Below are 17630 nucleotides of genomic sequence, written 5' to 3'. Positions count from 1 at the left end.
GTCATGGCACTCGTCGGCGTACTGGGCGGAATGGGGCCGCTGGCCACGGTCGACTTCATGCATCGCGTGATTTGCCTGACACGCGCACGCTGCGACCAGGAGCACCTGCCGATGATCGTCGCGAACCTGACGCGAACGCCCGATCGCTCGCGCGCGATCATCGACGGCGGGACCGATCCGCTGCCGGCGCTGCTCGATGGCATCGCGCTGCTGAACGGCTGCGGCGTGGACGTGATCGCGATTCCGTGCAATTCGGCGCATCACTGGTATGCGCCGCTGCGCGAACGCAGCGCGGCGCCGATTCTGCATATCGTCGACGCGTCGGTGGCCGCGTTGCCGGCTGGCGTGCGGCGCGTCGCGGTGCTCGCCACGGGCGGCACGCTGGTGTCGGGCTTTTACCAGGCGGCGCTGCGTGCACGCGGTTTCGAGCCGGTGATGCCGGGCGTGGCCGCGCAGCGCGATATCGCCGCGTGCATCGCGGCGGTCAAGGCGGGGAAGATCGATGCGTCGGTGCGGCGCCTGACGCGCGCGCTCGCGACGCTGGCACGACGGGACGTGGGTGTCGCGGTGATGGGCTGCACGGAAATTCCGATCGCGGCGCGCGCGTTGCGCGATGCACCGTTCGCGTTGGTCGACAGCACGCAGGAGCTGGCGCGCGCGACGGTCGCCCATGCGGTCGCGTGCGGATGGGGGCGGGCGGTGTGACGCATCGACGGGACGGCGCGCTTATGCAGCCATTCGCCTGAGCCATTCCGCCAGCCGCCTCGCGCCGTCCGGCATGTCCGTATCCTCGCGCGTGCACAGGTAGTAGTCGCGCCCGTCGTCGAGCGCATGGTCGAACAGCTTCACGAGTTCGCCGCTCGCCAGTTCGCGCTCGACCAGCGGCGCGCGCAGCAGCGCCGCGCCGAGATCCGCGCGCGCCGCGCTCAGCGTCAGTTGCCCGTCCTCGAACATCGGCCCCACCGCGTGCGACACGTGCCGCACGCCGGCGCCCTGCAGCCAGTTGACCCAGGTGCTGCGATCCTCGTCGTGCACGAGCGGCGCCCGCGCGAGATCGGCCGGCGTGCGGAACGGCCCGTGGCGCTTCAGGAACGACGGGCTGCACATCGGCACCATCGCGCCCGGCAGCAGCCGCTCGCAGCGGTAGCCGGGCCAGTCGCCGGTGCCAAAGCGGATCGACAGGTCGGACGCGTCGCTTCGATAGTTGCGGTGATGCGCATACAGCACGGTCACGTCGACATCGGTGTTGTCGGCGAGGAACGCGTGCAGCCGCGGAATGAACCAGCCGATGCCGAGCAGCGGAATCAGGCTGATCGTGATTTGCCGCAGCGACGACCGGTCGCGCACGAAGCGCGTCGCGCTGCGCAGCACCGAGAACGCGGCGCTGATCGAGCGGTAATAGTCGCGCCCCTCGTCGGTAAGCGCGAGCAGCCGGCCTTCGCGCACGGTCAGCGGCGTCTGAATGAACGCTTCGAGCAGCTGCAACTGGTGGCTGACCGCGGACGGCGTGATGTCGAGCTCGTGCGCTGCCGCCGTGACCGAGCCGAGACGCGCGAATGCCTCGAACGCGCGGACGGCGCGCAGCGGCGGATCGTGCGGCAATTGTTCGATATTTTTCATGTGTCGAATTTTATCGAAAAATCAGGGTAAGCGACAACATGAAAATATCCCGTATTTACAGGCGATTACGTTATTGTGTCGGGAATGGCATAAGCATCCAACAATTGAGTATTTGGGGTGTTGGAGCTGAATATTTAATATTTTTCATGTTTTGATTCGAGTCCCCGATCCCCGCACATGAAAATCGCTTTTCTTCCCGCCAGCCTCGCATTCTCCGCGGCCACGCTGATCGCCGCCGTTCCCGCCTTCGCGCAGTCCGCGCCGCAGACGATCCTGATCGGTCTCGCCGCGCCGCTCACCGGCCCGTCCGCGCGGATCGGCAAGGACCTGCAGAACGGCGCGCAGCTCGCGATCGACGACGCGAACGCGACGCATCCGAGCATCGGCGGCAAGCCGGTCGTCTACAAGCTCGTCGCGGCCGACGATCAATCCGATCCGCGCACGGCCGTCGCGGTCGCGCAGCAGCTCGTCGACCAGCACGTGATCGGCGTCGTCGGTCACTGGAACACGGGCTGCAGCGTGCCGGCGTCGCGCGTCTATCGAGATGCCGGCATTCCGCAGATCGCGCCGGCGTCCACCGGCCACCCGTACACGCAGCAGGGCTACGCGACGGCATTCCGCATCATGGGTCACGACGATGCGGGCGGCAACTTCACCGGCGCCTATGCGGTGAAGACGCTGAAGGCCGCACGTATCGCGGTGATCGACGATCGCACGTCGTTCGGCGCGGGGCTGGCCGACCAGTTCATCAAGGGCGTGCAGGCGAACGGCGGCACGATCGTCGATCGCCAGTACGTGAACGACAAGACGACCGACTTCAGCGGCGTGCTGACCGCGATCAAGGGCAAGCGCGCGGATCTCGTGTTCTTCGGCGGGCTCGACGCGCAGGCCGCGCCGATCGCGCGCCGGATGCGCCAGCTCGGCGTGAACGCGCCGCTGCTCGGCGCCGGCGGCTTCGTGAGCCAGACCTTCCTGTCGCTCGCGGGCAAGGACGGCGACGGCGTGACGGCGCTCGAACCGGGCCTGCCGCTCGACCGGATGCCGGGCGGCAAGGCGTTCGACACGCAGTACCGCGCACGCTTTCACGCGCCGATCGAACTGCACGCGCCGTTCGCGTACGACGCGGCGGCCACGCTGATCGCGGCCGCGCAGAAGGCCGGCACGACGCAGCCGGCGAAGCTGGTCGCGGCCGTGCGCGCGATCGACCGGCCCGGCGTGACCGGCCGGGTCGCGTTCGACGCCGAAGGCAACCTGAAGGACCCGGCATTCACGATCTACCAGGTGCGCGGCGGCAAGTGGACCGTCGTCGACGTGCTCGGCGGCGCGCACCCGGCAACGAAATGACGACGGAGACGAATCCCATGACCGACACGACACATGCATCCACGGCGGCACCCGAGGACACGCGCCTCGGCATCCTCGCGCGGCGCCGCATCGAAGCGGAAATCATCAAGCCGATCTACGAGATCATGAAGCGCGAATTCGGCGCCGAGCGCGCGCAGGCCGTGATCGCGGAAGCCGTGCGCGGCGCGGCCGTCGACGCGGGCCGCACGTTCGCGGCGCAGGAGCCCGACGGCACGAGCGTGCAATCGTTCATCGCGCTGCAGGTGCTGTGGGAGAAGGACGATGCGCTCGACGTCGAGGTGCATCGCGCGGACGACGCGCACTACGACTACGACGTGCATCGCTGCAGCTACGCGGAGATGTATCACGCGATGGGGCTCGGCGAGATCGGCCACCTGCTGAGCTGTGCGCGCGACAGCTATTTCATCGAGGGTTACGATCCGCGCATCGCGCTGACGCGCACGAGCACGATCATGCAGGGCGGCAAGCGCTGCGATTTCCGCTATGCGTTGCGCACGACACCGCGCGACGACGCGCCGGAGGCCGGCAATGCGTGACGATCTCGCGGGCGCGCCGCGCGTCGACGGCGCGCGGTTGTGGGCGTCGCTCGAACGGATGGCGCAGATCGGCGCGACGCCGAAAGGCGGCGTCTGCCGTCTCGCGCTGACCGACCTCGACCGCGAGTCGCGCGACCTGTTCGTGCAGTGGGCGCGCGATGCCGGCTGCACGGTGCGGGTGGACCGGATGGGCAACGTGTTCGCGCGCCGCGCGGGCCGCCATCCCGATGCCGCGCCGGTGATGACGGGCTCGCACGCCGATTCGCAGCCGACCGGCGGCCGCTACGACGGTATCTACGGCGTGCTCGGCGGCCTCGAGGTCGTGCGTGCGCTGAACGATGCGGGCATCGAGACCGAGCGTCCGATCGACGTCGTGATCTGGACCAACGAGGAAGGTTCGCGCTTTGCGCCGGCGATGATCTCGGCCGGGGTGTTCGCGGGCGTCTATCCGCTCGAATACGGTCTGTCGCGAACGGATGGCGCGGGCAGGACGATCGGCGAGGAACTCGCGCGGATCGGGTACGCGGGCGCCGAGCCTGTCGGCGGCTATCCGGTGCATGCCGCCTACGAATTGCATATCGAACAGGGCGCGATTCTCGAACGCGCGGGCAAGACGATCGGTGTCGTGACGGCCGGGCAGGGGCAGCGCTGGTACGAGGTGACGCTGACGGGCGTCGACGCGCACGCGGGCACCACGCCGATGGAATTCCGGCGCGACACGCTGGTGGGTGCCGCGCGGATGATCGAATTCGTCGATGCGCTCGGCCGTCGCCATGCGCCGCACGCGCGCGCGACGGTCGGGATGATCGAGGCGCGGCCGAATTCGCGCAACACGGTGCCGGGCGGCTGCTTCTTCACGGTCGAGTTTCGTCATCCTGACGATGCGGTGCTCGACGAGCTCGACGCGGCGCTGCGTGCGGAACTGGCCTGCGTCGCGACCGACGCCGGCCTCGGTGCGCGGATCGAGCAGATCTTCACGTACCCGCCGGTGCCGTTCGCGCCGCGCTGCATCGACGCGGTGCGCGATGCGGCGCAGGCGCTCGGGCTGCCGCACATGGACATCGTTTCCGGTGCGGGTCACGACGCGTGCTACATCGCGCGCGTCGCGCCGACGGGCATGATCTTCGTGCCGTGCGTCGACGGGCTGAGCCACAACGAGGCCGAGGCGATCACGCCGGAATGGTCGGCGGCGGGCGCCGACGTGCTGCTGCGCGCGGTGCTGCAAAGCGCGCAGGAACCGGGCGCGTGATGCGCGCGTGACGGGCGCGGCTTACTTGCCCGCCTTGCGCCGCGCCATGAACGTAAGGTAGGCGACGATCTGGTCGAGCTCCCGGTCGCTCAGTTGATCGGGCGGGAATGCCGGCATCAAGCGGCCCGGCCAGTCGCGCACCGATGCCGGATTGCGGATGTAGCGGCGCAGCGCGGCGGGCTGGAAGTAGTCGACCGGATTCATCGGCGCGTTCAGGTCGGGGCCGGCCTGGCTGCTGCCCGCGCCGTCGAGGCGATGGCACGCGAGGCATTGCGTGACGAATAGGCGCTGGCCCGCGCGGGCCGGATCGTTCGCCGGCAGCGCGGGATCGACGGCGAGCGATGGCCAGCGCGCGAGCGGCGACGATTCGATCGTGATGCGCACGATCTGATACGGCCATTGCTCGCCCCGCACCGACGATGCATCCGCCCCGAGCCACACGAGATAGAACGGCCCGGCGCTGACCTGCTTGCCCGGCAGCTTCGGCCACGGATGCGCGGGGTCCTCGATCGCGAGCCACGCGACGGCGCCGGCCGGCGCACGGCGGCGCGCGAGATCCAGCGGCAGTTGCGCGGCGAAACCGTCGGCCGCGCGTGTTTCGAGCACGCCGTCCGCCGGCAGCGGCGTGTCGCCGAGCAGGGCGGCGAACGGCACCGCGCGGAACGTCATCGGCCGGCCGTACGCGATGTCGCGCGGCACGTGGATGTCCGTCGCGTCGGCGCGCGCGAGCAGCGCCTGGCGCGTCAGCACGCGAGGCGTGCCGTCGGTCTCGAGTTCGAGCGAGCCCTGCGCGGACGCGCGCGTCGCGATCAGACACACCGTCACCAGCAACAGCGAAAACCACCGGCGCTTCAGCATTCGTTCTCCGTGGGGGCGTTCCGGCGGCGGCAGGGAGGCGAGCGCGCGGCCGATGAATGGAATCGGGCGACAGTCTAGCCGGTACGGGCGTCGCTGGCGAATTCGATGCGGGATCGGCGCAATTACACGGGGCGGCGGTGTCGGTCCGGTCCCGTTCGCGTCGCCGTCAATGTGTCGGACACTGCGCGTCGGTCTTCGGTAAAGGCGTTTCCCGTGCCGTGTCGAAATCGGCTTCGCGCGTCCCGGACGGCGTCAGCGACACGAAATGCATCGTCCCGCCGCGTGCCGCGAACCCGGCGATGCCGGTCGAGCCCCACGGAATCGGCGAGCGCTGCGCGCCGCTCACCGACATGCCGGTTGCCGAAAGCGCCAGCGTCAGCAGCCGCCCGTCGCGCGTCGGCACATACGCATGCGTGCCGTCGACGCCGATTCCGGATTCCCGCACCGACGCCGGCAGGCAGTCGAGCGTCGCAAGGCGGCGGCCGTCCGGGTCGATCAGCATCGCGACGCCGCGGTTGTCCGCCGTCGTCGTGACCACGACGAAGCGGTCGATCGCCGGCACGTACGCGGACGAATACACGTAGTACTGGATCGCGTCGCTCAGCGGCCCGAGCTTGTCGAGTTTTGCCGTGACCGGATCGAACATCGCGTATTCGAGCGTCGCATCCGTGCTGCCTTCGATGTATTTCTGCCAGACGAGCAGCGCGCGGTGCGGCGAGCCGGCGACCACGGGCCACCATTCGCGGCGGTGCGGCGCGACCGGCACGTGATTCAGCACGCGTCCGTCGGCATCGTAGGTTTTCACGTAGACACCGTTGCCGGTGCCGAGGTTGTCGACGCCGCCGCCGTCGATCCAGTCGGCGGAATAGAACACGACGAAACGTTCGCCCACCGCGGCGACATGCCCGGAGTGACCGCCCGCCTCGACGTCGTTCGGGTAGGGCTTGATCGGCTTCAGGTCGCGCCGATAGACGCCGTAGCGCTGGCTGACCTCCTGCGGCGTGTTCCAGCCGTCCTCGAACGTGACGAAGATGTCGCCGCGCGGATTCTGCGCGATCGATACGGGCTCCTGCGCTTCCGGACGGCTGATGAACGTGCGGACGCGCAGCAGGCGCGGCTTGCCCGGCAGCCATTCGCCGACGTACACGTCGTGCGGCCAGTTGCCGTTGCGCAGCGCGCCGCGCGGCGCGATGCCCGAGCTGCTGAAGAACACCCAGCGCCGGCCGTCGCCGGCGTCGGCCACGCCGATTCCGTGCATGAAGCGCCGCGGGTCGCCGCTGTCCTGCGGCGACGCGGGCGCCTGCACGGTGACGGTGTGCACGACCGGCGGGCCGGCGAACGTGTGCGACGGTGCCGCGATGGCGCAACACGCGCCGCAGAGCACGGTCGCGACACGCCACGCGGCGGCGCGCGCGCCCGCATGGGCGCGCACGGTGGCGATCGGCGTCGCGACCGGCCGTCGCATCATTCGACGGTGACGGATTTCGCGAGGTTGCGCGGCTTGTCGACGTCGGCGCCGCGCGCGCACCCGACGTGATACGCGAGCAGCTGCAACGGGATCACATTGACGATCGGCGACAGCGCGTCCCCGGATTCGCGTACGCGGATCAGGTGCGTGTCGCGGTCGGCGTCGATCTCGAGATGATGGCCCGCGAGCACGTACAGCCGCCCGCCGCGTGCGCGCACTTCGGCCATGTTGGACTTCAGCTTCTGAAACAGGCGGTCATCCGGCGCGATCGTGACGACCGGCATCGCGCTCGTGACGAGTGCGAGCGGGCCATGCTTCAGTTCGCCGGCCGGATAGCCTTCCGCATGGATGTACGACACTTCCTTCAGCTTCAGCGCGCCTTCCAGCGCGATCGGGTAGTGAATGCCGCGCCCGAGGAACAGCGCGTTCTCGGTGCGCGCGAACTTCGCGGCCCAGCCCATGATCTGCGTTTCCAGCGCGAGTGCATGAGCGATGCGATCCGGCAGTTCGTGCAGTTTCTTCAGGTGCATCGCGACATGCGCCGCATCGAGCCGGCCGCGTTGCTGCGCGAGCGTCAGCGTCAGCACGAACAGCGCGACGAGCTGCGTCGTGAACGCCTTGGTCGATGCGACGCCGAGCTCGATGCCGGCTCGCGTCAGGAAGCTGAGTGGCGCGCCGCGCGCGATCGAGCTGGTCGCCACGTTGCAGATCGCCATCGACATATCCTGGCCCATCGCGCGCGCGCGCTCGATCGCGCCGATGGTGTCGGCAGTTTCGCCGGACTGCGAAATACCGACGACCAGCGTGCGCGGATCGGGCACGGTGTCGCGGTAGCGGTATTCGCTCGCGATCTCGACCTGCGCCGGAATGCCCGCGATGCCCTCGAGCCAGTATTTCGCGGTCAGGCCCGCGTAGTAGCTGGTACCGCAGCCGAGCAGCAGCACGCTCCGGGTCTTCGACAGCAGCGCGCGCGTGCTGTCGCTGCCGCCGAACAGCGCGGGCGAGATCGTGTCGACACCGTCGATCGTGGCGGCGATCGCCTTCGGCTGTTCGAAGATTTCCTTCTGCATGAAGTGCTGATACGGGCCGAGCGCGGCGTCGTCGTCGCGTGCCTTGACCAGGCATAGCGGACGCTGGGCCTCGCTCCCGATCGCGTCCACCACGTCGATCCGTTCCGGCGTGATCAGCGCGACGTCGCCGTCTTCCAGGTAGACGAAGCGGTCGGTCAGGTCGCCGAGCGCCGCGCAGTCGGACGCGAGGTAGTTCTGGTCCGCGCCGATGCCGATCACGAGCGGCGAGCCCGCGCGCGCGGCGACGAGCCGCTGCGGCTCGCGCGCGCTCAGCACGGCGATCGCGTACGCGCCGTGCAGCCGCTTGACTGCGCGGGTGACGGCATCGAACAGGTCGTCGCGATACATGCTGTGGATCAGATGCGCGATCACCTCGGTGTCGGTCTCGCCGCGAAACGTGTAGCCGCGCTCCCGCAGTTCGGCGCGCAACGCATCGTGGTTTTCGATGATCCCGTTGTGCACGACCGCGATCGTGTCGCCCGACATGATCGGGTGCGCGTTCATTTCCGACGGCGCGCCGTGCGTCGCCCAGCGCGTGTGCGCGATGCACGTCTGCGCTTCGAGGCCGAGCGTCAGCACGCGGTCCTGCAGGTCCGCCACGCGTCGCAGCGTGCGTTCGCTGCGCAGGCGGCCGTCACGCAGCACGGCGATGCCGCACGAGTCGTAACCGCGATACTCGAGCCGGCTCAGTGCATTGACCAGTTGCGGCACCTGATTGTTCAGGCCGCTTGCTCCGACGATTCCGCACATGATTCACCTCGTCTACAGGAAGTTGCAGGCCGGCGCACGACACGCGACGGCGCGAATCCGGGAGCGGTGTCGCGTCGCGCGGCATGCGTCGCGTCCGGCGCGGCACGTCTCCGGTGACCTATTCGCGGGGCTGCGGTCCCGCGTGCGCGATCCATTCGATGCCCGAGATCGAGCCGTTCGCATCGTGCGACGCGACGAGAATGCGCGACGTGCGCCGCGTGCCGCGCCGGCGGGCGCCCGCGAGCGCGGTCGGCGGCAGCGAGCGCATCTTCACGCTGGCCGAGCGCCGCAGCATCTTCGAGACGCGCAACCGGTACGCGAGCGGATGCACGACACGTCCCGCGATCAGCCACGTGACGATCGTGCCGGCGATCAGCGCGATGCTCGTCACGTAGAACACGATCTGCTCGATCGGCATCTCGGCCTGGTTGAACGGCAGCAGGTAGCGGTACGTATAGATGCAGATCGATGCCCACACACCTCCGACCAGCGCGGGCCGCACGAGGCGGAACCACGCGACGAGCACGGGCCCGACGATGCCGCCGCGTTCGGCGATCAGTTCGCGCGGGGCGCGCAGGGAAAGGTCAATAATCGGTGCGTTCTTCATGTTGAATGCCTCGGTCGGGACTGACCCAAACGGCGCGCTTGCCGCGGCCCCGCAAAACGACGGCGGGCAGGGCGACGACGGTGGTGACCATGCTGATCAACCAGAACGCGACGGGGTACCAGACGGTGTCAAGGAAATACATCAGGAGTTTTTCGTCGTAACGACGATCGATCATGCTGCCGATGATCAGCTGCAGGATGCAGGTCGCGACCAGCAGCATCCCGTGCCAGTGCGGCACCACGGACACATGCCAGGTCTGCGGAAGCGGATAGACGACGTCGATCAGCGCGAGCAGCAGGATGAACGACATCGAATAGGCCCACGCGATGCCGATCAGGTACTCGACGAACAGCGGCCACATCATCATCTGCGTCGGTCGCGCGAGCGTGCCCGCGTACTTGAGCAGCACCTGGATGCCGCCCTTCGCCCAGCGCAGCCGCTGCCGGTAGAGCCCCTTCAGCGTCTCGGGCATCAGGATCCAGCTGAGCGCGTGCGGCTCGTACACGACGCGCCAGTCGCGGCACTGCAGCTTCCAGCTGATGTCGATGTCCTCGGTCAGCATGTCCGAGCTCCAGTAGCCGACATCGGCGAGCGCGGTCTTGCGGAACATCGTGATCACGCCCGAAACCGTGAAGATGCGGCCGTACACCTGCTGCGTGCGCTTGATCAGCCCGACGATCGACGAGAATTCGCCGACCTGCATGCGCCCCAGCAGCGACGTGCGCGTGCGGATGCGCGGGTTGCCCGTGACCGCGCCGACGCCCGGATCGGTCAGGAAATGCTCGAGCATCCAGCCGATCGCGTCGTGCGCGAGCAGCGCGTCGCCGTCGATGCAGAGCAGGTATTCCGCGTTCGATACCGCGGCCGCGGTGGTGAGCCCGACCGCCTTGCCTTCGTTGCGCGCGTGATGGATCACGAGCAGCCGTGGGATCTCGACGGCCAGCTCGTTGAGGATCTCGCCGGTGCGGTCCTTGCTGCCGTCGTTGACCGCGATGATGTCGTAGTTCGGGTAGTCCATCGCGTTCAGGTGGCGGATCACGGCGCGCGCGTTCGCCGCTTCGTTGAAGCACGGCACGACGATCGAGATCTTCGGGATTCCGCTCGCCGCGATCGTGCGCGTCGACAGCTCGCGGCCTTCCTCGAGCAGGAAGTAATGGACGACGCCACCGATCATCCACAGATACGACATGAAGAACGGATAGTAGAAGACGAAATCCTGAAGGCGCTGGATGATGCTGTGGGTGGTCATGGCGTCTTGGTTCCCTGCGCATGCTGCATCTGCATCAGCGCGTTGATCGAGGTCGGGTCGAGCCGCGACTTCAACGACATCACGTCGCGCATCGCGTCGAGCTCCGGCTGGCCGTTCAGGAAGTTGTCCGGGTAATAGCCGAAATTCACCGCGCCCTCGCTGCGCAGCCGCCGCATCTGAGCGAGCAGCGTGCGGGCCGGCACGTCCTTGTGCGCGTGCCAGTCGTACGACTGCAGTTCGAACACGGTGCGCTGCAGCCCGCGCTGCTTCGTGCGGACGGTGCGCACGAGCTGGTCGAGCCAGCCCTCGGGGTCCTTCGCCTGTTCCATGTACGGCATCGCCATCAGCGCGACGTAGTCGTAGGTGGCAAGGAAATCGTCGTAGTTCTGCGCGTACCACGCTTCGGACTCGGGCTTGAGCACCGGCATCGCGAAGATGTTCCGCGCGGTCAGCACGTCGCCCACGTTCTGGTGCGCGAGCACGATCTGCTCGAGCTGGCGGGTCAGGTCGATCAGGTAGCGCGACTTCTGGCGCGTCCAGCGCTTCATCAGGTCGGGGTTCTCGCGGATCTTGCCGACGTCGGCCGGCAGCCCCCACTGCGAATAGGTTCGTAGCGCATGTCGGCCCGCATCCTCGTAGTCGTCGAGCACGGCGTCGTCGCTGAACAGGATGCCGCTGAACGACGCGTGCTTGCTGAGATCCTCGTAGACCTGCTGGATCATCAGTCGCGCTTCCGGATCGAACGGGCTCAGCCGGAACACGCGCGTGCCGTTCTCGCGGGCCGGCGCGCCGCCGTATGCGCTGACGGCCTCGAGCCCCTGATGCTTGTCCGGCGGCGGCCGGAACGCGAGCACCGGCATCCATGCGTAGACCTGCACGTTGGAGCGCGTGTTGAGCTGCCACGCGGCGCGAGAGAACAGGTCGGCGCGCATCGGCAGGTGCCGGTTCGGGAAATACACGGCTTCGGCCACGCCCGTGCCCTTCGGGTCGGCATAGGCCTGCAGGTACACCGATTTCGGCTGCATCCGGTAGATCCGCTCGATCAGCTTGCCGAGATTCGCTTCCTGCCGCGCGGGATCGGGATCGTAGACCTGGTCGAGATCGACCTGCACGATGCGCTCGGGCACGTCGACGTCGCCACGGTTGGATGCCGGCTCGCGCATCGAGCGCTCGAACCCGCCGATGTCGACGTCGTACATCATCAGGATCCGCCTCAGCCGGTCGAGCGGCACGTCCGGCGTATTCGGGCCGGCATCGAGGCTGAACTGGATGTCCATGCCGAGCGACGTCGATATCTTGCGCACGGGCTGGTTTTCCGCGCCGTATGGCCACACCATCGAGCGTGCGACGATGCCGGTGCGTTCGCGGATCTGCCGCACGCATGTCTGAAGGTCGTCGTGCACGCGCGCTTCGAATTCGGCGTCGGTTTCATAGCGCTTCTCGTTCTGCAGGTAGAGGTGCGACGTGGTCGCCGGCAATTCGTTGCCTTGCGGATTCGCGACCGCGCCGTGATGGAGGTTGTGGGTGTGGCAGCCGAGCTCGACGAGGTGAGATTGACCGACCTTCTGCACCTCCTCCCACGACATGAAGTAGTCGCGCGGCACCTGGATCTTGTCGCTGATGCGGATCGGCGCATTCGGCGGCGCATCGATCCACGCCGTGACGATGCCCATCACGGCCGGATACTTGAAGCGCTCGAGCAGCGGCAGCACCTTCGTGTAGTGGCTGCGGTAGCCGTCGTCGAACGTGAGGAGCACCGCGCGCGGCGGCAGCGGCTTGCCGCCGTGCCGCGATTCTTCGATCTGCTTGACCGTGATGGTGTGGTAGTTGTTGGTCTGAAGCCACGAGAAGATCGCGGTCAGCGTGCCGGTATCGACCGCGAACGGGTCGACCATCGCCGACGGGGAGGAGAACGACGCCATCAGGTTGTCGCGCACGTCGTGCAGGCAGATCACGCGGAACGTCTTGCCGTCGGCCGGATCGGACGGCGGCAGCAGGTCGATCATCCGGGCGTTCGACACGCCCGGGAACAGCGAACAGGCGGCGAACGTGCCGAGGCATCCGCACATGAAGGTCCGTCTGGTTTGCATTGCGCGATCTCCTTGCTAGAACGGCAGGTTGACCGACAGGAAGCCGGTTTCGGAGCGCTCGCGCTGGCCGTCGTACGCGTGGCTGCTGACCTCGACGCCATAGCTCAGCGTGATGTCGTGCTTGAACGTCCACGCGTGCTCGAGGCGTGCGCTCCACAGCGGGCTGGTGCCGAAGCCGCGCTCGTTGTACACGCCGCCCGACACCGATACGCGCTGCTGCAGCGACATGTCGCCCTTCTTCCACAGCGTCAGCTGGTGCATGACGGTCGCCGCGGCCGCGTAATCGCGGCTCGGGCTGAAGTAGGGCGCGTCGTGGCGCGTGTTGCTGTCGGTGCCGAGGTCCAGCGATACGTTGACGAGCTGATTGGCGGACGTGTACACGCGCTGCGTGGCGATTGCCGTGATTTCCTGGTGCAGGTTCGAATCACTGTACCGGCTCACGCCGTAGTTCAGCTTGACCTCGCGACGATCGTTCTGCCGATATACGACCGAGACGTTCGCGGAGCGGCCCCAGATGTGCGCGGCATACGCCTTCCACGGCAGCGAGTTGTCGTTGGTGTCGAGCCCGGCGCTGACCGTCCAGTAGTCGTTCAGCGCGTATGCGATCGATCCGCGGCCGCCGGTCCGGCCGTCCGCGCCGAACGAGCGCGTGACTTCGCCCTGCACGGTGAGCGGCCCGTGCCGGTAGTCGCCGCCGACACCCGTGCGCGTGCGGCTGACGCTGCCGGAGTCGGTCTGCGCATGGCCGAAGAACGTGTGCGAGAAGACGCGCCAGTTGTCGCCGAATGGTTGGGAGTACACATAACTGTCCGACGTGAAGCTGTTGTCGGCCAGCGCGCTGTTGCCGTGCTCGAAACTCAGGTCGGTCGTGAACACGGGGCTGCGGTATGCCTTGTAGTCGCGTTTGAAACCGCGCACGGCGCCGCTGTCCGGAAACACGTTGTCCACGGTCTGGTCGACGTACTTCGCGGTCGCGTAGTCGTCCGCCACGAGCGCCGCGCGGCCGAGGCCCGCGAGCATCTCGACGCTGTCCGGGTGGTCGGTCAGCGAAGCGCGATACATCGCGATCGCCTGGCGCGGATGCGCCTGGCCCGACACCGCGTCGGCATGCGCGGCACGGACCTCCGCATTGAACGGCACCTGTTGCTCGAGCTGCTCGAGCGCGGCGATCCCTTCGTCGACGCGGCCCGTATAAATCAGGTATTGCGCGCGCAGCCGGTAGTAACGCAGAAAGTCGCTTTCTTCCGGACCGTAGTTGCGCACCTCCTTGGCCGGCGGCAGCGAGTTGCCGATGTCGTCGAGCACCTGCTTCGCGTCCGCCGCGCGTCCCTGGTCGACGTACGACCAGAACAGCCCCTCGCGCAGTTCGATCGCACGCGTGCGTGCACCGTACTGGAAGCCGCGGGTCGCGCGGTCCGTCGGCGCGGCGGTCGCCTGCTTCAGCGCGCGCTGGTACACGCCGTTCGCCTTGGCCGGTTCGCTCAGGTAGAGGTAGGCGTCGCCGACGGCCGCCAGCGCGTCGATCGAGATCTCCGCGTCGGACGGAATCGTCTCGAACGTCGCGACGGCCTTCGTCATGTCGCCGCGCGCCGCGTAGGCGACGGTGCGGTCGCCCGCGAGCGCCGTCCTGACCGGCGAATATTCGGGCGTGGCCGGCATCCGCTTGTCGAGGTCGTCCGCGGCGTGCAGCGCGCTGTCGAGGCCGTCGAAGCGGTCGGAACTCGTCATCGAGCGCGACTTGTCGCGTCCGCCGCGCACCTGCTGGCGAATCGCCAGTTCCTCCAGCTGCGCGACGTCGACGGCGGAGAACGCATCGGGCCGTGCCTTCGCTTCCTCGAGCGCCTGGATCGCGCCGCCGCTCGCCGCGAGACCGAACACGTCGTTGCGCACCGTCGCGACGTCGGCGGTACGCAGATTCGGCATCTGGGCATTCGGCGCTTCGACGTCGGGGCCTTGCGATCGTTGCGTCTGCTCGCCGGGCAACTGGGCGCCGGGCGTCTGTGAATTCGGCGTCACGGAGGACGGGGGCGGCGAGCCCGGTGTCTGGGTGACGGGCGCGGGCGAGCCCGGCATCGGGGTGCCGGAGGCCTGCGCGGTTTGCGTCGGCGCGGTCGAGGGCGCGGGGGTTGCGGCCTGCGCGGGTTGTGGCGGCGGCTCCGGCGTGTGCGCGACCGGCGCGGGTGAACTTGACGTAGATGTGTCGGATGTTGTCGCGGTAGTTTGCGCCGGCGTGTCGGGCGGCTGCGGGTTCGCGGCCTGTGCGACGCCGATCGGCGCGTCCGATGCCTGCGCGACGGGTGCCGGCGTGTTTGACGGCGCGGTGTCGGATGCCTGGGCCGGCTGCATCGGGGCGCTCGACGTCGGCTCGATCGGAGGCGGCGTACTCGGCGGCGCGGTATCGGTCGCCTGGGCGATCTGGATCGGCACGCCCGGCGCCGGTTCGCTCGGCTGGGCGACGTTGGGGTCCACCACGACCGTGATCGGCATCGCTTGCTGTGGCGGGTCCGACGCCTGCGCGAGCTGCATCGACGCATCCGATGCCTGCGCGATCGGCGTCGGCGCCTGCGGGGGCAGGGCGTTCCGACCCTGGGCGATTCTCAGCGACGCCGCCGTCGGTTGCATGTCGGGCGGCGGCGCGTCCGCCGCACCGCGCGTCCCGGCGATTTCGCTCGCGCTGCCCGGGGCCGCGTCGCCTTCGGCGGCAAGACAGGAGCCGGACGCGATGAGCAGCAACAGCAATGGCGCATGCAGGAGGATCCGCCGGTTGGGCGGAGCGGCGGTGGTGCATTGTTGCCTACGATTGTTAGCCACGATGTCTCCTCACTCTGAAACGATCACATCGGTTGCACGCCCGACGACGCGCGTCGCCGGTCGTCGTGCCGCCGGCAGCCAGGCCCGGCGGCATCCGGCCGCTTCACAGGCGGTTGCGGATCGCTTGTCCAAGCAGCGCGCGCGATTCGCTGTTTTTCGGGTCGATGGCGAGCGCGCGGCTCGCGTTCTGCTCCACGCAATTCCATTCGTCGATCCGTGCGCACCAGCGCGCCCGGGCCAGTGCGCGCGCGCCTTCCAGTTCATCGCGCGTGACGCTGGTGGCCTCCATGTGCGGCGAGTCGGCGAGATACGATTGCGGTTGACGACGCGGCGCGGGGTCGGTGTGTTTTTTCGTGCTTGCGAGCGCCTGCGAACGTGACGTACGGTGCGTGTCGCCGGGCCGCGCCGCGCGACCGCCGGCCGATGCGGCGTGCGCGGTGGCCGCGAGCGTCGTGGGCGGCACATGCGCGGGGTGCGGGTGTTTCGCGGCCGCGCGGGCAGTCGTGCGTGGCGGCGCGGCCGGCGCCGCCGTGGCCGACACGGCAGGCGTCGCCGACGCATACTGCGTTCCCGGCACGGAAGGCGTAACCGGCTCGGCCGTCGCGGCCGCAATGGCGTTGCGATACTTTCCGACGGCGCTGCGGATCATGCCGGCGATGTCGTGCGTCACGGTTGCATGGCCGACTCCCGCGTCCCGCTGGACGTACGCGAAACCGCCGAAGATCGCGGCAAACGCAATGATGCTGAGTGCCGCACTCTTTCCGGGGCCCCAGGCGGGCTTCGACTGACGGACGGGCGAGCCGTCCGGTCGTTCTGCACGAGTCATTCAGTCCTCCTCGATTCGACGGATTGCGATGCACGACGCGAGCACGTGCCATCGCCACGCGGATTCACCCGACGCTCACCACCGCAACTGCGTGGTGAGCGCGCCCGTTTCGACGACCGCGAACTGGGTCGAGCCCTGATAGGTGCCCTCGACCCGGTAACTTGCATCGGGCACGCTGAACAGACAGCGCGGCCCCGTTGCCTTGAATTCGACGAGCACGCGGCCATGCCGTCGCAGCCGCACCTGCACGTTCGACAGCGGTTGCCCGTTCGCGCCTGATACGAACGACACGCCGAGGTTGTAAGGGCGACCATCGGGGGGAAGCGGTGCCGTACCGTCGATTCGCGCATCACCGCAGATGTACGAAATCATGTATCGGCCGGCCTCGGCGTCGGACGAGGGTGCCGGGGGCTGGGTCTGTGCCGCGGCATTGATGCAGAGTGCGGATACGACGATGCCGAGGAGCGGGCGAGCATGCTGTTCAAACGAGGAAGACATTGCAACCTCCATCCGAAATCGCTGACAGCGCATTTATTCCGATTTGAAAATTAGCGACGTTCTTTTTGCGACATGCTATTGATACACGATGGGTTTTGAACAAACAATCGCGTGTGGCCCGAATGGGACATGCTTTAAATGTCTTATTTAAATAGGATTGGTACTCATTCGACGAAATGGATCAGCACTGAACAAAGTCGATATTGCCGAACATGAAATTTGCTCGCCGGTAGCGATGACCATTTCGCAATTTTCCGACGTAAGTGGTACCGAACTTTGTGCCGAAAAATAACGACTGATAAAAGGAAGACTTGCCTCTGTCATCGGCAAATCACGATGAATCATGAAGCACAGGTCAGCTAAATCGAAAGGGCTGGTATGACGTTTTTGGCGAGATTGTCGTTACATGAAAATCGAAACTTTTGATATGTTGTGTAACAGGGTATTTCCGTCATCCAAGTCGACAATTCATTCGGATTCGCAAACGTTTGGCGGTATCGTGGAATTGATCGAGCGTGCGGAACGCATATTGAAGACAAGGCGGGATCGAAAAATGCTTCGCGACGGCGAACATGAAATACCGGAGCGCCGCGCGGATTGCATCCACGCGGCGCTCCGGTAAATCGGGCGATG

15 protein-coding genes are annotated in these 17630 nt (G+C 67.5%); 5 read left to right on the top strand and 10 right to left on the bottom strand.

The annotated features are described in order from the left end of the window. Window positions 1-3: 3 nt before the first annotated feature. Complete coding sequence (locus ACV22V_RS19020) at window positions 4-705, top strand: aspartate/glutamate racemase family protein (RefSeq protein ID WP_448015066.1); 702 nt, start codon at window positions 4-6, stop codon at window positions 703-705. A gap of 21 nt (window positions 706-726) precedes the next feature. On the opposite strand, the gene ACV22V_RS19015 is transcribed toward ACV22V_RS19020, so the two are convergent. Continuing rightward, window positions 727-1620 carry a LysR substrate-binding domain-containing protein gene (locus tag ACV22V_RS19015; RefSeq protein WP_448015065.1) on the bottom strand — a complete coding sequence of 298 codons (894 nt, stop codon included), beginning with the start codon at window positions 1618-1620 and terminating at the stop codon, window positions 727-729. A gap of 177 nt (window positions 1621-1797) precedes the next feature. Between ACV22V_RS19015 and ACV22V_RS19010 the strand changes: the two genes are divergently transcribed. From ACV22V_RS19010 to ACV22V_RS19000, 3 genes are read left to right on the top strand one after another with little or no spacing between them, the layout of a single operon-like run. Next, the gene (locus tag ACV22V_RS19010; RefSeq protein WP_448015063.1) at window positions 1798-2964 is read left to right on the top strand and encodes a branched-chain amino acid ABC transporter substrate-binding protein; all 1167 of its coding nucleotides are present in this window, start codon (window positions 1798-1800) and stop codon (window positions 2962-2964) included. Window positions 2965-2981: 17 nt separating this feature from the next. Next, window positions 2982-3521 carry an L-2-amino-thiazoline-4-carboxylic acid hydrolase gene (locus tag ACV22V_RS19005; RefSeq protein ID WP_059700578.1) on the top strand — a complete coding sequence of 180 codons (540 nt, stop codon included), beginning with the start codon at window positions 2982-2984 and terminating at the stop codon, window positions 3519-3521. Continuing rightward, entirely contained in the window at window positions 3514-4770 is a 1257-nt protein-coding gene (locus ACV22V_RS19000) for a Zn-dependent hydrolase (protein WP_448015062.1), read from the top strand. Before ACV22V_RS19005 ends, ACV22V_RS19000 begins: the two co-directional genes overlap by 8 nt. Window positions 4771-4791: 21 nt before the next feature. Here the strand turns inward: ACV22V_RS19000 and ACV22V_RS18995 are convergent, their stop codons facing one another. The 9 genes from ACV22V_RS18995 to ACV22V_RS18955 all read right to left on the bottom strand — a co-directional run bounded on the left by ACV22V_RS18995 (window position 4792) and on the right by ACV22V_RS18955 (window position 16997). Next, window positions 4792-5628, bottom strand: a complete 837-nt coding sequence (locus ACV22V_RS18995; RefSeq protein ID WP_448015060.1) for a c-type cytochrome — start codon at window positions 5626-5628, stop codon at window positions 4792-4794. A gap of 166 nt (window positions 5629-5794) precedes the next feature. After that, window positions 5795-7093 (bottom strand): hypothetical protein, encoded by a 1299-nt coding sequence (locus ACV22V_RS18990; RefSeq protein ID WP_448015158.1) that lies wholly within the window; start codon window positions 7091-7093, stop codon window positions 5795-5797. After that, on the bottom strand, window positions 7093-8916 hold the full coding sequence (gene glmS, locus ACV22V_RS18985; protein ID WP_059524957.1) for a glutamine--fructose-6-phosphate transaminase (isomerizing): 1824 nt from the start codon (window positions 8914-8916) through the stop codon (window positions 7093-7095). The genes ACV22V_RS18990 and glmS overlap by 1 nt, the downstream gene beginning before the upstream one ends. Window positions 8917-9034: 118 nt before the next feature. Then, a complete protein-coding gene (locus ACV22V_RS18980; protein WP_448015058.1) occupies window positions 9035-9523 on the bottom strand; it encodes a Biofilm PGA synthesis auxiliary protein PgaD in 489 nt (162 codons plus the stop codon). After that, a complete protein-coding gene (gene pgaC / locus ACV22V_RS18975) occupies window positions 9501-10772 on the bottom strand; it encodes a poly-beta-1,6-N-acetyl-D-glucosamine synthase (RefSeq protein ID WP_059524960.1) in 1272 nt (423 codons plus the stop codon). Before pgaC ends, ACV22V_RS18980 begins: the two co-directional genes overlap by 23 nt. Next, entirely contained in the window at window positions 10769-12862 is a 2094-nt protein-coding gene (gene pgaB, locus ACV22V_RS18970; RefSeq protein ID WP_059524962.1) for a poly-beta-1,6-N-acetyl-D-glucosamine N-deacetylase PgaB, read from the bottom strand. The genes pgaC and pgaB overlap by 4 nt, the downstream gene beginning before the upstream one ends. 15 nt (window positions 12863-12877) lie before the next feature. After that, window positions 12878-15673, bottom strand: a complete 2796-nt coding sequence (gene pgaA / locus ACV22V_RS18965; RefSeq protein WP_448015056.1) for a poly-beta-1,6 N-acetyl-D-glucosamine export porin PgaA — start codon at window positions 15671-15673, stop codon at window positions 12878-12880. Between the two features lie 103 nt (window positions 15674-15776). Then, the gene (locus tag ACV22V_RS18960; RefSeq protein WP_448015055.1) at window positions 15777-16499 is read right to left on the bottom strand and encodes a hypothetical protein; all 723 of its coding nucleotides are present in this window, start codon (window positions 16497-16499) and stop codon (window positions 15777-15779) included. Between the two features lie 75 nt (window positions 16500-16574). Further along, window positions 16575-16997 (bottom strand): hypothetical protein, encoded by a 423-nt coding sequence (locus ACV22V_RS18955; protein WP_059525671.1) that lies wholly within the window; start codon window positions 16995-16997, stop codon window positions 16575-16577. Window positions 16998-17403: 406 nt separating this feature from the next. On the opposite strand from ACV22V_RS18955, the gene ACV22V_RS18950 reads away from it, so the two are divergent. After that, window positions 17404-17619, top strand: a complete 216-nt coding sequence (locus ACV22V_RS18950; RefSeq protein ID WP_448015054.1) for a hypothetical protein — start codon at window positions 17404-17406, stop codon at window positions 17617-17619. Window positions 17620-17630 lie beyond the last annotated feature (11 nt).

The organism is Burkholderia sp. AW33-5, assembly GCF_053427615.1.
This window is presented reverse-complemented; position numbering and strand designations above follow the sequence as displayed.

Bases quoted from the DNA above. Each gene is read 5' to 3' on its own strand.
- ACV22V_RS19020 (WP_448015066.1), top strand. From the start codon at position 4: ATGGCACTCGTCGGCGTACTGGGCGGAATGGGGCCGCTGGCCACGGTC.
- ACV22V_RS19015 (WP_448015065.1), bottom strand. From the start codon at position 1,620: ATGAAAAATATCGAACAATTGCCGCACGATCCGCCGCTGCGCGCCGTC.
- ACV22V_RS19010 (WP_448015063.1), top strand. From the start codon at position 1,798: ATGAAAATCGCTTTTCTTCCCGCCAGCCTCGCATTCTCCGCGGCCACG.
- ACV22V_RS19005 (WP_059700578.1), top strand. From the start codon at position 2,982: ATGACCGACACGACACATGCATCCACGGCGGCACCCGAGGACACGCGC.
- ACV22V_RS19000 (WP_448015062.1), top strand. From the start codon at position 3,514: ATGCGTGACGATCTCGCGGGCGCGCCGCGCGTCGACGGCGCGCGGTTG.
- ACV22V_RS18995 (WP_448015060.1), bottom strand. From the start codon at position 5,628: ATGCTGAAGCGCCGGTGGTTTTCGCTGTTGCTGGTGACGGTGTGTCTG.
- ACV22V_RS18990 (WP_448015158.1), bottom strand. From the start codon at position 7,093: ATGCGACGGCCGGTCGCGACGCCGATCGCCACCGTGCGCGCCCATGCG.
- glmS (WP_059524957.1), bottom strand. From the start codon at position 8,916: ATGTGCGGAATCGTCGGAGCAAGCGGCCTGAACAATCAGGTGCCGCAA.
- ACV22V_RS18980 (WP_448015058.1), bottom strand. From the start codon at position 9,523: ATGAAGAACGCACCGATTATTGACCTTTCCCTGCGCGCCCCGCGCGAA.
- pgaC (WP_059524960.1), bottom strand. From the start codon at position 10,772: ATGACCACCCACAGCATCATCCAGCGCCTTCAGGATTTCGTCTTCTAC.
- pgaB (WP_059524962.1), bottom strand. From the start codon at position 12,862: ATGCAAACCAGACGGACCTTCATGTGCGGATGCCTCGGCACGTTCGCC.
- ACV22V_RS18960 (WP_448015055.1), bottom strand. From the start codon at position 16,499: ATGACTCGTGCAGAACGACCGGACGGCTCGCCCGTCCGTCAGTCGAAG.
- ACV22V_RS18955 (WP_059525671.1), bottom strand. From the start codon at position 16,997: ATGTCTTCCTCGTTTGAACAGCATGCTCGCCCGCTCCTCGGCATCGTC.
- ACV22V_RS18950 (WP_448015054.1), top strand. From the start codon at position 17,404: ATGAAAATCGAAACTTTTGATATGTTGTGTAACAGGGTATTTCCGTCA.